Genomic DNA, 12,902 nt, shown 5'->3' on the forward strand with positions numbered 1-12,902 from the left:
TTTGCTTACGGTCGTAACACTACAGGCGTTAACTTGAGCCCGCAAGGGAATCCGGCGATAAGCTTCGCGGTGTAAGGTGACAGGGTGAAGAAGACGCCGGCGGAGGAGTCCGCCGTACCGAGCGCGGGGCCCGGACCAGACGCGTCGCCCGCGGGCCCCGCCGCGAAACCCGCCCGCGCACGCAACCGCCGCGGCGAGGGCGGGCGCCTGCGCGAGGACATCGTGGCCGCCGCGGTGGAACTGCTCGACGAGTCCGGCGACGAACGCGCGATCACGCTGCGCTCGGTCGCCCGCCGCGTCGGCATCGCCGCCCCGTCGATCTACCCGCACTTCCCCGACCAGCCGGCCATCATGCTGGCCGTCGTGCAAGGGGAGTTCGCCGACCTGCACAGAAATCTGCTGGCCGCCGTGGAAGCGGCCGGCGACGATCCGCGCGAACGGCTCTACGCCGCCTGCGACGCCTATCTGGACTTCGCGCGGCTTCATCCCGGGCGCTACCGCACCATGTTCGGCGGCCTCTGGCAGCCGACTCTCGGGGACAGCTCCCTGACCCACGACGATCTGGCCTCACTCGGCTCGGACACCATGCGGCTGCTCGTCGGCCTCTTCGGCGACTGCGTCGCCGCGGGGCAGGCCACCAGCACCGACGTGTCCAGCGACGCGGTGGCGCTCTGGCTGGGGCTGCACGGACTCGCACATCAGCGTGCGGTCTCGCAGGCGTTCCCCTGGCCTGACGACATCGCCGACCGCATCATCACGACGCTCGCACACCTGACCCCGCGCACCTGAACGACGAACGACGGGCCCAAGTCGCGGGTTGGGCCCGGAGCTGGGCCTTGGGGCCCATGCCCGGGACGGCGTGCCGCCGTATGTTTCTCATGTCGCCAGCGAGACCGGCCAGGAGGAAGTCGGAAGCGCCGGGGACACCAAAGACTCGTACGAGTCGGCCGGAAGACGGCCGGCCGACACACAAGGGGAATCACATGTCGAACGTCACGCTGAAGGCCGCCACCAACGCCAAGCTCTACGTCGGCACCTGGGCGAACACCGCCGTCGCCGCCATGAAGCGCCGCAGCGACAAGGGCCAGGGCGCGGTCGAGTACGTCGGCGTCATCGTCCTGGTGGCCCTGATCATCGCCGCGATCGTCGGCTCCGGTGTCGCGGACGAGATCGCCGGCGGTCTGTCGGACAAGGTCGCCGAGATCCTGGGTGGCTGATCCTCGGCCGACCCCCACTGAGTAGGCGAGACAGGGCAGGCGCGGCACCATCCCCGGCCAGGGTGGTGACGACCCTGCCCCTCTCTCGTTTTCCGGACCACAGTGCCCCCCACCCTCTGCCCCGACCGCCCGAACGACCGGCGGTCGGGGCAGAGTCATGTGGTTTTACGGGAGGACCGCCGGCGCTACGACGGTGGGGGCCCGTAGGTCCCGTAGGGCCCTTTGGGCCCGCCCAGACCCTCAACTGACCGCCGGACAGAACCGACCCGCGATCAACGCGCGATCAACCCGCGACCGTGCCTCGAACGGCACCCCGGCGTCGCCGTCCGAGGCGGCGGAATGCCCGGTTCGGTAACTGCGGGCGTCGTCAAAGGTGTTGCCGGTCAACCAGAAGATGAACACCTCCCGGATCGGCCCTGAAGGAGCCACCAGTGGGTCCATGGACCCTGCCGAATGGGCCCTGACCAGTCCTTACGCTGCTCGCGCTCGGGGGCGGAGACGACAGCGCGAGGTGGGAGAACAGATGAAGAAGGGCCGCAGGTTCCAGTGGTGGCAGTCGCACACGCACACACACAGATGGCGAGATCCGAGGCACCGTGACAGAGGGCAGAGCGGCGCCGAGTACGCCGCGATGTTCGGGGTCGTGGCCGCGATCGTCGCCGCGATCGTCGGGCTCAGTGTGCCCGCCGACACCGGGACCGGGCTGAAGAGCGCGGTGTGCCGGGTCATCCACCCGCTCAGCGACGCCAAGGCGTGCGCCACCGGCGACTTCGCGGACGGCGGTGAGGGCGGCGGCGAGGGCGGGGGCGGCGGCGGGGACGAATTCGTCCCGAACGGCGACCCGTTCGAGCCCACCAGGTGTCTGCTGGCCCAGGACCAGACGAAGACCACCGTCGTCGTCCAGATCTTCTTCATCAAGATCAGCAGTTCGGAGACGGTCAAGCTCCAGCAGTGGTCCGACGGCACCGTCACCCTGGAGCGGATCACCGAGACCGGCGGCGGTGTCACGGCCAGCATCTCCGCGGGCATCAAGGGCCTTGAGGACTGGGGCGGCAGCGCCAAACTGAGCGGCACCTACCTCGCGGGCAGCGGCAGCGGCGGACAGTGGCTCTTCTCCGGCAACAAGACCGGCGACACGCAGAAGGACCTTGAGCTCAACCTTGAGGACGCCAAGCAGTTCACCGAGTACCTCAAGGCCCAGGACGAGTGCAACAGCAGGCCCGCCGGCCCCCGTTCCTCCGAACTGGGCGCGATCTGCGGCTACCACGCGAACAAGAAGAAGCCCGACCTGCCGCCCGAGAAGGCGCCGGACGTCGACATCACCAAGACCTCCATCGAGGCGTCGGGCAACGCGAACTTCGGCGGAAAGTTCAAGAGCAACGGCAAGAGCGGCAAGGACTCCAAGGATCTCGGCAAGATATCCGGCGAGCTGGCCAACGGCACGATGACCGAGGACGTCGTCGTCATGCGGTCGCACAGCGGACCCAACGCCGGAAAGATCACCTTCGTCTACACCTTCAGCGTCAAGGGCTCGGCCGGCGTGGGCGGGGTCGCTGTCGGCGAGCGGATGCAGCAGGTGGCGGTCACCTACGACGCGGCGACGTACGACCAGGAGGAGAAGGACGGCAAGTCGCACCGCCCCGAGAAGCTGGTGGTCACCACCAGCCAGGAGGCCGGCGAGGGCGGCGGCGTCAAGGTCGAGGCGGGCGCCAACGCCGGTCCCGTGACCATCGACGTCGGTGGCGGCGGCGGATCCACCAACTCGAAGATCCACACCGAGACGTCCGAGCTCATTCTCGACAACGACGCCGACAGCACGATCGTCGAGGACTGGCTGCGCGGAAACGGCGACCCGGCGAAGAACCCGCTGCCCTCGCCCACGGACTCGGCCAAGGTGCCCGGCCCCGACGCGAGCCCGCTCGAAAGGCTCCTGCACGACAAGGCGAAGCTCAGCAGGCTCGACTACAACGCCAACACCGACTGGTGGAACGCGTCGCTGGGCATCGGATTCGGCATCTCCGCCGGGCAGTTCACCCTGGGGTTCAAGCTCTTCGGGATCGACATCACCCACGAGGAGAAGTCGCAGACGATCACCGGCAATCCCGAGTACGCCACCGGCCCCAAGAGCGGCGGCGCCCGCCCGTGGGTGGACTGGAAGAACTGCAGCAAGATCAAGCCCATCCCGACGTAACGGTGCCGGGTGACCGCCCCTCGGCACACCGCCGCCCCTCGGCATCCGTCGGGGGGCGGCGCCCGTCGGCCTCGTGGTCAGGCCCGCCGTCAGCCCCGCCCTCAACCCTGCCGTCAGCCCCTCCGTCAGCCCCGCAGCTCGGCCAAGTCCCTCTCGCCGAGCGTGAGATCGTCCGCCCCGAGGTTCTCCTCCAGGTGATCGGCATTGCCCGTCCCCGGGATCGCCAGCACCGTCGGCGAGGCCGCCAGCAGGGCGGCGAGCGCCACCTGCGGGGTGGTCGCGCCGATGCGGGCGGCGACCTTGTCGAGGCGCGTGGTGTCGAGCGGGTTGTGGCCACCGCCGAGCGGGAAGTACGGGACGTACGCGATGCCCGCCTCCTCGCACTCCGCGAGCAGCGCCAGATCGTCCAGGTACTCGTTCTGCAACGCCGCGACGGGTGCGACGGCCCTGGCCTCCGCGAGCTGGGCGGCATCGACGTTGCTGACGCCCAGATGCCGGATCAGCCCCTCCTCGCGGAGCTCGGCCAGTGCCGCGAACCGTTCGGCGACCGACTCGCCACCGGGTCCGTGCGTCGCGCCCACCCGCAGATAGACCAGGTCGAGCCGGTCGAGACCGAGAGCGCGCAGATCCCCCTCGACCAGGCCGCGCAGCCGGTCGGGAGTCGCCTGTTCGGTCGGCACACCGCTCGGCCCGAGCAGCGGGCCGACCTTCGTCGCGATCACCAGGTCGTCGGGGTACGGCGTCAGCGCCGTACGGATCATGTCGTTGGCCCACACGTCCTGGCCGCCGTAGAAGCCGGCCGTGTCGATGTGGTTCACGCCCAGCTCGACGGCCCGCCGGAGCACGGTGACGCCGGTCGCCGTGTCCCGCATCGGGCCCGCGAAAGTGCCCCTGGCCAGGCGCATCGCGCCGAAGCCGAGCCGGTTGATGGTCAGGTCCCCGCCCAGGGAGAAAGTCTTGATCGTCATGGCTTCATCGTGCCGCCGGTCACGGAGCCCGGCGAGTTCGTGGCAGCTTGCTGCCAGACTGGTGGAATGCGGAACGAACAAGTGTTTTCAGTACAGGGCGACGCCGAGCTCGTCGCGCGTGCCGGTCATCTCTTCGAATCCGCGCAGACCGAGTTCGTGTGCGCCGCGCGGGACCTCGACACCTGGTCGCAGCCGGAGGCGAGAGCGGGGATCGCGAGGCGGATGGGCGCCGCCGGCTCCCCCGGCCGCCTCGCGGTCCGCAAGCTGCTCAGCCCGGTCGCGCTGGCCGACGAAGGGGCCAGGGCGCATCTTCGGGAGGTACGGAGCCGGGGCGCCCTCGTACGGATCAGCGGCTCGCTGCTGCCGCACGAGACGATCCTCATCGACCGGCGGGTGATGATCCTCGCCGGCCGGGAGACCCCCGCGTCGCCCACCGGCCGTGAGTACACGGTGACGACGTCGGAGACCCTGGTCGAGGGCGTCCACTCGATGTTCCGGGCGATCTGGGACACCGCCGTCGATCTCGACAGCTATCTGCGCGGCGATGTGCCGCACCTCGACGCCGAGGGCCGGGTGATCCTCGACGCGCTCGCCTCGGGACTCACCGACGATTCGTCGGCCAGGCGGCTGGGGGTCTCCCTGCGTACGTACCGTCGGCGCGTGGCCGACCTGATGGCCGGGCTGGAGGCGGGCTCCCGCTTCCAGGCCGGGCTGCGGGCGGGCGAACTGGGGCTGGCCCACCGGCCGTAGCGGTCCGGCCCGGGGCGCTCAGGGGAGGCGGCGGGCCGCGACGACCGCTGAACTCGCGGGGGTGGTGAGTACTTCGGTGGCTTCCAGCGCCGGATGGGTCAGATAGAAGACGCGGAGCTCGTCCACCTCGCCCTCGAAGCGGGGCGGCCAGTGGGGCGATGGGGTGAAGTCGTCCAGGATCAGCAGGCCGCCAGGGGCCAGCAACTCGACGACCCTCCCGGGGTCGTCGCGCTTGCCGCCGCCGTCGCAGAAGAAGACGTCGAAGGGGGCGTGCCGATCTAGGTCCTGTCCGGTGGATCTTCGCGGATAAGCCCGGGGCGTCTGGTGCGGTGCATCGCAAGGCGCCGAAGTGCCCGCAGGGTGGTTTCCTGTGGGCACTTCGGCAACGCGGCGAGGTGCCGTGCCAGGCGTTCCGGGCCCGCGAAGATCCACCGGACAGGACCTAGCAGCCGCCAGTCTCCGGTCATTACGCTGACGCGCTCGTCGTCCGCGAAGACGCCGGAGGCCCGCCGGGCCAGTTCCTCGTCACGTTCCACGGTGACCAGGCGCGCACCGGCGGCGAGGCCGCTGTGCAGCCAGGCGGTGCCCACTCCCGAGCCGGTGCCGCTCTCCGCGACGACCCCGTCGGGTTTCGACGCGGCGGCCAGCCTGAGCAGCCGGCCCACCTCGGGGAGGCAGCTCTTCGTGAACCCCGTCTCGGCGGCGATACGTTCCGCGGCCACCACGCGGGGCGGGACCGTACGCGCCGCCGACTTTCCGTCACTGATCACCACCGCACGGTAGCGCCGTACGCCCCGGAGCGCGACGGGCACTCCGGGGCGTACGGGCAGTCGTGGTCGGGCGGCACCGATGGGCCGGCGATCAGTCCACGATCATCGTGTTGAGCGGCACCGAGCCCGCCGTACGGGCGAACGCGCCGCCGAAGTAGCCCTCGACCTCGGCTTTTTCGGCCGCGTTCGGGTACGGGTTCTTGCACGAGGTGCCCGCGCTGGAGCCGGACATCAGGCTGGTGCACGGGCCGGGCTTACGGTCCGGGAGGCCCAGGATGTGGCCCAGTTCATGGGACGAGATACGGATCGTGTCGTGGCCCTCGTTCACCGCCTGGCGGCCGATCCAGACCGTTCCGTTGCCCAGCGACGTGGTGAGGGCGCGGGGCCAGCCGTTGTCCGCCAGGACCTGGATGTTGGCGCGCTGGCCGGCCGCGACCGGGCGCAGTTCGACGGCGTCGACGCTCTCGTTCCAGATCGCCGCCCCGCGGTCGACCGCGGACCTGAACTCCGCGGAACCGCCCGCGTCGTAGGTGACCACCCGCGCGGCCGCGGCTCTGTCCTGGGCCGCGGCGGGAGCCGCCGTGGCCTGGCCACCCATCAGGGAAAACGTCACAGCCAGTGCGGCGACGAGCCCGCCGGTCAGCTTACGGATGTGCATGGTGTGCCTCCTTGGGGGGAGAGACAGTTGTGAACATGACACGAAGTTCCCCTGCTCACTGCCCAGCGGCGCCCGGCACCAATCAGTCAATCCAACTGCCGTCCGGCGCCGGCTACTTGGTGCGGCCCGCGCACAGCTGCTTGTCGATCAGGTCGCTCGTCGCGTAGATGGAGCCCGGCATCGAGCCGTCGCCCGTGGCCTCCAGGATCACGACGCGGCGGCCGTCCGGGGTGGCGCCGGTGCGGGTCGCGTAGCCGGGGAGGTCGCCGGCGTGGCTGTAGTAGCTGCCGCCGCAGGTCAGCGGGAGCCGCATCAGGCCGAGACCGTAACGGGCGCCCGGCCAGGCCTCGTCCAGCTCCGTGGCCCGTACGGTCGTCTTCATCTCCTTCAGCTGCGCGGGCTTCAGCAGCCGGCCGCCCAGGAGCGCCTGGTAGAAGGTGGTCATGTCGCCGGTGGTGCTGATCATCGCGCCCGCCGCGCCGGCCGCGCTCGGGTTGAACTCGGTGATGTCGATCGCCGGAGCGGACTCACCGAAGGCGGAGTAGCCCTTCAGGTGGGAGCCGGGGATACGGGAGGAGGTGGTGGGGGTGCTGGTGTTGTGCAGGGCCAGGGGGCGCACGATGCGCTTGGTGACCTCCTGCTGCCAGGTGTGGCCGGTGACCTGCTTGATGATCATTCCGGCGAGGGTGTAATTGGTGTTGGAGTACGACCAGTTGGCGCCGGGCTCGAAGTTGGGTGCGTGGCGCGTCGCGATGCCCACGAGCTGCTCGTCGGTCCAGGTGGTGTAGCGGCCGGCCTCGTAGGCGGCGATGCTGGTCAGGGCGGGGAAATCGGCGGTGTAGTTGAACAGGCCGCTGGTGTGGTTCAGCAGCTGCCGTACGGTGATCCTGCTGCCTTCGTTGCCGTTGCCGGACACGAGGCCGGGGAGATGGTCCTCGACGGTGTCGTCCAGCGAGAGCCGTCCCTCGCCGGCCAGTTGGAGCAGAACGGTGGAGACATAGGTCTTCGTCGCGCTGGCGATACGGAACTTGTCACCCGGCCGCGCCTTCCGGCCCGTCTCGGTGTCGGCCACCCCGGCCGTCGCGTACTGGACTCCGCGCGGGCCGGTCGACCGGGCGAGCACACCCACGGTCCCGGTCTTCTGGACCGCGTCCACCTGCTGCTGAAGCGTCCCCTTCGCCGACGACCCCGCCGACGACCCCGGCGTCGGGCCCGCCTGCTGCGCCGCGGTCGCCGCCGGCACCGCCACACCCAGCGCGGCGAGCGCGGTGACGAGCGTCGTGGTCAGCACGCGGGAGGTGGTCCGGGTGAAGGTCTTGGTCGCCATGGTCCGCCGGCTCCTTGGGAGTTGATGGTGTCACCGCTCCGTGCGGTGTGATCACCAACTTAGAAAAACGGCCCGCCGGCCACGATCCGGCCAGCGGGCCACTCCGGGGTACAGCCAGCACCACCCCCGGGGTGTCCCCTCAGCCCTGCGACCCGGTCACCCGTACACCGTCACTCTCCCTGTCGGAGAGGAACAGCGCCAACTCCCGGCCCTGTTCGGCGACATCCGCGCGGTCCGCCCGGGAGAAACGGCGCAGCGGAGTGACCGTCACGGTGCCCGCCTCCACCGTCCACGTCGCGGCGACCCGGCCGTCGAGCAGGACCACACGGGCGCCGGCGACCGACAGACCGCGGTGTCCGTCGTCGATGATCCGGCCGCGGTCGTGGTAGCCGAGGATCGCGTTGTCGAACGCCGGCAGGAACCGGACCGGGGCCGGGGTGTCCGGGTCGGGGCGCGGGGCGCCGGGCAGGTCCAGCAGTTCCCGGCCGCGCTCGTCGCGGAAGGCGACCAGCTCCTCCCGCAGCGCGGCCACCGCCGCCGGCAGTCCGGCGAGCCCGCACCAGGCGCGCAGGTCGGCCGACGCGGCGGGGCCGTACGCGGCCAGATAGCGCCGCAGCAGCGCCTGGCCCACCGGATCCGAGCCGTCCGACGACAGAGGAGCGACCTCCCGGCCCAGCCAGGCGGTGAGCGGGACGCTGCGCACTCCCGCCCGCGTCCGCCACAGCCCGCGCGGCGGCAGCTGAACCGTCGGGATGAGCGCGGTGATCAGCATCTCCCCCAGCGCCCGTGTCCCGGCCGCCGGCCAGCGCTCGGCGACGGCCCGCGCCAGCTCGGTCATCGAACGCGGCTCGCCGTCCGCCAGCACCGCCCGGCCCGCCGCCGCGAGCTCTTCGAGGTCGGTCCCTTCGAGCTCGCCCCGGTACACCCCCAGGACGCGCTGACGCAGCATGGCGTCGTGGCGGGACCGCCAGGCCAGGGCGTCCTCGGCGGTGACGAGATGGACCGTACGGCGCATGAGGTGCGTCCGCACCACGCGCCGCCCGGTCAACAGGCCGGAGAGCGCCCCGGGTTGGAACGCGCGCAGCCGCGAGAAGAGTCCGACGTACGGCTCCTGCGGTTCCTGCGCCTGGAGTCCGCCGAGGTGCGCGACGGCGTCGACGACCGGCAGTGCGGAGCGGTCGAGCAGCAACTGCCGGGCGAGCGTGGCGCGGTTGAGCGCCCTGGTGCCGAGAACGGCCGCCATCAGGTCGACTTCTGCCCGTCGATCGACTCGCGCACGATGTCCGCGTGCCCGGCGTGCTGCGCGGTCTCGGCGATGACGTGCATCAGCACCGCGCGTACGCTGCGCACCGCTCCCGGCTCGTTCCAGGGCGCCTCCGGCAGGGGGTGGGTCACCGACAGGTCGGGGAGGGCGGCGACGATCTCCTCCGTGCGGGCGGCGACCTTCTCGTAACGGGCGAGGATCCCGGCCGACGTGTCGCCGGGCAGCATCCGGAAGTCGTTCTCACGGTCGATCGCCCACCGCGGGTACTCGGTGGCGGTACCGGCGGCGAAGTCGGCCCAGGTGACACCGTCCGGCAGTGCGAAGCTCATCGCCGACGGGCCGTCGAGCGCGAAGCGCAGCCAGGCCTCCTCGGTGGAGGCGACGTGCTTGATCAGCCCGCCCAGGGACAGTTCACCGGCCGTCGGGCGCTCGCCGAGCTGCTCGTCGCTGAGGCCGCGCACCGTGGTGGTGAGGGCGGATCGCACGGTGGCGAGGGTGGCGAGCAGGTCTGAGCGCTCGGGGTCGGCGGCCGGGGAGGAGGAGGTGGCGTTCATCGTGGGCGGGCCCTTCCACTGGGTTCATCAGGTTGGTCGCTTGTCGTGGTCGTTCTGTCGTGCCGCTTTCCGGCACAGGAGAACCTTCCCAGGAGAAGAGGACAGGTTGTGACCGCTTCTCGGGCGACAATCGGTGTCATGCCGAAGACCCCGAAGACCTCAGCACGTCTGCTGTCGATGCTCTCGCTGCTCCAGGCCCGCCGGGACTGGCCGGGGGCGCTGCTGGCCGAGCGGCTGGACGTCAGCCCGCGCACCGTACGCCGCGATGTCGACCGGCTGCGCGAGCTCGGCTACCCGGTGGTGGCCACCAAGGGCCCGGAGGGCGGGTACCGGCTCGACGCCGGTACGGAGCTGCCCCCGTTGCTGTTCGACGACGAGCAGGCCGTCGCCCTGGCCGTGGCACTCCAGATCGCCGCAACCACCGGCGCGGGCATCGAGGAGGCCGCGGCACGCGCGCTGCACACCGTCCGGCAGGTGATGCCCGCGCGGCTGCGCCGCCGTATCGACACCCTCCGGGTCACGGCCGTCGAGCCGCCCGCCGCGCGGCCCAACCCGCAGGCGGACAGCGGTGTGTTGATGGCCCTCAGCGCGGCGGTCCACGCGCGTGAGGAGCTGCGCTTCGACTACGCGAGAGCCGGTGACACCGGTGACACCGATGGGCCGCCGCCGCGCCGGACGCAGCCGCATCACCTCGTCACCTGGGGCGGGCGCTGGTATCTCGTCGCGTGGGACCTCGACCGGGAGGACTGGCGTACGTTCCGCGCGGACCGGATCTCCCCGCGTACGCCGACGGGTCCCCGCTTCACCCCGCGTGAACTGCCCGGTGGCGACGTGACGGCCTTCGTGATCAGCAGATTCCAGGGGATCTACGGCTCCGACGGCTCCGCCGGGTGGCCCTGCCGGGGCGAGGTGATCCTCGATCTGCCCGCCGCGGAGGTCTCCCGTTACCTCCGCGACGGACTGGTCGAGGAGTTGGGCCCGGACCGCTGCCGGCTGGTCACGGGCTCGTGGTCATGGGCGGGTCTGGCGGCCACCATCGGCAGGTTCGACGCGGACATCGAGGTCGTCGGGCCGCCCGAACTCAGGGAAGCCTGCGCGCGGTTGGCCCGCCGGTACGCCGGCGCCGCGGCCGGCCGCCGCCCCGACGGGACCTAGGTCCTGCCGGGGCGCCGGACCTACTTGACGGGCAGCAGGAAGTCGCCCGGCTTCAAGGCGCGGTCGACGATGCGGGTGTCGCCGATCCAGCCGTAGAAGCCCTGGCCGAACCGCTCGTTGAACTGGGTCCCGCCGATCGCGAACGGCTTGCCCAGCGTGGCGATGCCGGTGGCCCGCTGCGACGGGTTACGGGCGATCTTCGATCCGTCCACGTACATCACCGTGCCACGGCCGTCGTTGACGACCGCGATGTGCGTCCAGCGGCCGACGGGCAGGGCGTGGCTCCACGACGTGGGGTCGGCGTCCTGGACGTGCGGGTAGAGCACGAACTGGAGGAACCGCTCGGGCGTGATGTTGAGGCTGCACGTGGGCTCGTCCGTCGACCAGCCCGTCGTCTTGCCGGCGTCGCCGTTGCGCCCCTCCCAGCTGAGGATGCCCATCCAGGCGTGGTCGCCCTCGTAGGGGTCCGGCAGCTTGATGAACGTCTCGATGGTGAAACCGGACGTGAACCGGGCGCTGTTGAGCGGTGCCGTGGCGCTCGTGGTGAGCACCGCGCCCCGGTCGGGTCCCTTGCCGCCGTCGAAGCGCAGACTCGCGTGGGCCGGCTGGTGGGTGTGGTGGTCGGCGGACCGGGTGAGCACCTCCGCCGCGCTGTCGTGCAGGAGCTGTACCCGCAGGTCGTTGCCGTGGCCGGAGAGGTCGCGGGCGACGACGCCCTTGCCCACCGTGGACCCCGGTCCGCCGGGACCGGCGAGACCGTCGGAGTCGAACCGCCAGTACGCCACGGTGCCCCGCGGCATCACGCGGCCGGCCGGGCGCGGCTTCGGCGGGACGAGTCCGTCGAAGCCCTTGAAGCGCTCGGCGAAGTCGATGTCGATGCTGAACCGGTCGACGTCGCCGGTCAGTTCGACCGTCTCGGCCTCCAGCGGCGTCCGCTTCTCGGGGTCGCGGCGCAGGAACCACGGCGAGAAGGTCTCGACGTCGACCACGTCGCGCGCCGTGTCGAAGGCGTAGAGGCGGATCATGCCCGCGCCGCCGTAGTAGCGGTCCTGGTAGTTGGTGATGTGCACGTGCACGTCGTGGCCGGCGTCGTTCTTGAGGACCGTACGGCCCGAGGGCCAGTAGTGCCCGCCCAGCGCGAGGAAGATCTGGTCGTTGCCCTTGATGAGGCGGTCCCAGAGGCGTTGGCCGTTGTCCGACAGGTGCGCCTGGCCGTTGTCCTCGGCGTAGGCGATGTCATGGGTGGTCACCACGGCGGGCATGGTGGGGTGCTTGTCCAGGACGCTCTGGGCCCAGGCCAGGGCCTTGTCCGAGGCGCGCCAGTCGAGGGCGAAGATCAGCCAGCTCCGGCCGGCCGCCTTGATCACGTGGTACGTGTTGTAGCCGCCGGGGGACGCGCCGCCGAAGGTCGGCATGGCGCTGAACCGGGCGGGCCCGAAGGCCTTCAGGTAGGCGGAGTCGCCGCGCTGGTCGTCCTTGCTCCCGTCGATGTCGTGGTTGCCCGCCAGGACGCTGTACGGCACCTTGCCGTGGATGGTCCTGAAGGTCTTGGCGGCGAGGGTTATCTCCTCCTCCGTGCCGTGCTCGGTCACGTCACCGAGATGCGTCATGAAGGCGATGTTCGCCTCCTCGCGCTCCGACACGAGGTAGTCGAAGGTCTCCCGCAGCGGCTCCGGGTCGGCGCTGTCGGCGTCGAAGAGGTACTGCGTGTCCGGCAGCACCGCGAGCGCGAAGCGCGGGCTCTCCTCGTCGTAACGGCCCCGTCCGGAGGCACCGGGCGTGCGGGACGTGGCATCCGCCGGCTGCGTGCCCAGGACCGAGGCGGCGGCTCCGACCGCGGGAACCGCTATCGCCGCTTGCAGCAGCGACCGGCGGTCCGGACCGGAAGTGATGGACTTGCTCATACGATCTCTCCCAGCTCTCGACACCTTGCGTGTCTGTGGGGATCGTGTGCCTCTCCGGCGACCGCCGGACAAAACCGCACTGAACGCCGGCCGTCGCGGACCCGTCCGAAGACCTGAACACATCTCCTGACCCGCCCACGTTGG

The 12,902-nt window shown here is 71.0% G+C and carries 13 protein-coding genes and 1 pseudogene; 5 read left to right on the forward strand and 9 right to left on the reverse strand.

Annotation, left to right across the window (positions count from 1 at the left end):
- Window positions 1–84: 84 nt before the first annotated feature.
- Both OIE74_RS17600 and OIE74_RS17605 read left to right on the forward strand, forming a co-directional pair.
- Entirely contained in the window at window positions 85–789 is a 705-nt protein-coding gene (locus tag OIE74_RS17600; RefSeq protein WP_329384387.1) for a TetR/AcrR family transcriptional regulator, read from the forward strand.
- Window positions 790–983: 194 nt separating this feature from the next.
- Window positions 984–1,217 carry a hypothetical protein gene (locus OIE74_RS17605; protein WP_189110977.1) on the forward strand — a complete coding sequence of 78 codons (234 nt, stop codon included), beginning with the start codon at window positions 984–986 and terminating at the stop codon, window positions 1,215–1,217.
- A 240-nt stretch (window positions 1,218–1,457) separates the two neighbouring features.
- Here the strand turns inward: OIE74_RS17605 and OIE74_RS17610 are convergent, their stop codons facing one another.
- Complete coding sequence (locus tag OIE74_RS17610; RefSeq protein ID WP_329384391.1) at window positions 1,458–1,658, reverse strand: hypothetical protein; 201 nt, start codon at window positions 1,656–1,658, stop codon at window positions 1,458–1,460.
- 82 nt (window positions 1,659–1,740) lie between these two features.
- On the opposite strand from OIE74_RS17610, the gene OIE74_RS17615 reads away from it, so the two are divergent.
- Complete coding sequence (locus OIE74_RS17615; RefSeq protein ID WP_329384394.1) at window positions 1,741–3,408, forward strand: hypothetical protein; 1,668 nt, start codon at window positions 1,741–1,743, stop codon at window positions 3,406–3,408.
- Window positions 3,409–3,533: 125 nt separating this feature from the next.
- Here OIE74_RS17615 and OIE74_RS17620 read toward each other — a convergent pair whose 3' ends face one another.
- Window positions 3,534–4,376 carry an oxidoreductase gene (locus OIE74_RS17620; protein ID WP_329384397.1) on the reverse strand — a complete coding sequence of 281 codons (843 nt, stop codon included), beginning with the start codon at window positions 4,374–4,376 and terminating at the stop codon, window positions 3,534–3,536.
- Between the two features lie 66 nt (window positions 4,377–4,442).
- On the opposite strand from OIE74_RS17620, the gene OIE74_RS17625 reads away from it, so the two are divergent.
- On the forward strand, window positions 4,443–5,126 hold the full coding sequence (locus tag OIE74_RS17625; protein ID WP_329384400.1) for a DNA-binding response regulator: 684 nt from the start codon (window positions 4,443–4,445) through the stop codon (window positions 5,124–5,126).
- Window positions 5,127–5,144: 18 nt separating this feature from the next.
- Here OIE74_RS17625 and OIE74_RS17630 read toward each other — a convergent pair.
- From OIE74_RS17630 to OIE74_RS17655, 6 genes and pseudogenes are all read right to left on the reverse strand, one after another.
- A pseudogene (locus OIE74_RS17630) lies at window positions 5,145–5,408 on the reverse strand (transferase); the annotation flags it as partial.
- A complete protein-coding gene (locus OIE74_RS17635; RefSeq protein WP_443076358.1) occupies window positions 5,405–5,851 on the reverse strand; it encodes an O-methyltransferase in 447 nt (148 codons plus the stop codon). The pseudogene OIE74_RS17630 and the gene OIE74_RS17635, both read right to left, overlap by 4 nt.
- Before the next feature lie 136 nt (window positions 5,852–5,987).
- A complete protein-coding gene (locus OIE74_RS17640) occupies window positions 5,988–6,554 on the reverse strand; it encodes a snapalysin family zinc-dependent metalloprotease (protein ID WP_329384403.1) in 567 nt (188 codons plus the stop codon).
- 112 nt (window positions 6,555–6,666) lie between these two features.
- On the reverse strand, window positions 6,667–7,881 hold the full coding sequence (locus OIE74_RS17645) for a serine hydrolase domain-containing protein (protein WP_329384404.1): 1,215 nt from the start codon (window positions 7,879–7,881) through the stop codon (window positions 6,667–6,669).
- A gap of 139 nt (window positions 7,882–8,020) precedes the next feature.
- Complete coding sequence (locus OIE74_RS17650) at window positions 8,021–9,124, reverse strand: winged helix DNA-binding domain-containing protein (protein ID WP_329384407.1); 1,104 nt, start codon at window positions 9,122–9,124, stop codon at window positions 8,021–8,023.
- Window positions 9,124–9,699, reverse strand: coding sequence for a DinB family protein (locus OIE74_RS17655; RefSeq protein ID WP_329384411.1), 576 nt, complete (start codon window positions 9,697–9,699; stop codon window positions 9,124–9,126). The genes OIE74_RS17650 and OIE74_RS17655 overlap by 1 nt, the downstream gene beginning before the upstream one ends.
- 138 nt (window positions 9,700–9,837) lie before the next feature.
- On the opposite strand from OIE74_RS17655, the gene OIE74_RS17660 reads away from it, so the two are divergent.
- Window positions 9,838–10,854: a helix-turn-helix transcriptional regulator gene (locus tag OIE74_RS17660; RefSeq protein WP_329384414.1), complete on the forward strand. Its 1,017-nt coding sequence runs from the start codon at window positions 9,838–9,840 to the stop codon at window positions 10,852–10,854.
- A 20-nt stretch (window positions 10,855–10,874) separates the two neighbouring features.
- Here OIE74_RS17660 and OIE74_RS17665 read toward each other — a convergent pair whose 3' ends face one another.
- Entirely contained in the window at window positions 10,875–12,758 is a 1,884-nt protein-coding gene (locus OIE74_RS17665; RefSeq protein ID WP_329384417.1) for a LamG-like jellyroll fold domain-containing protein, read from the reverse strand.
- Window positions 12,759–12,902 lie beyond the last annotated feature (144 nt).

It is taken from the genome of Streptomyces sp. NBC_01716, assembly GCF_036248275.1.
GTDB lineage: Bacteria > Actinomycetota > Actinomycetes > Streptomycetales > Streptomycetaceae > Streptomyces.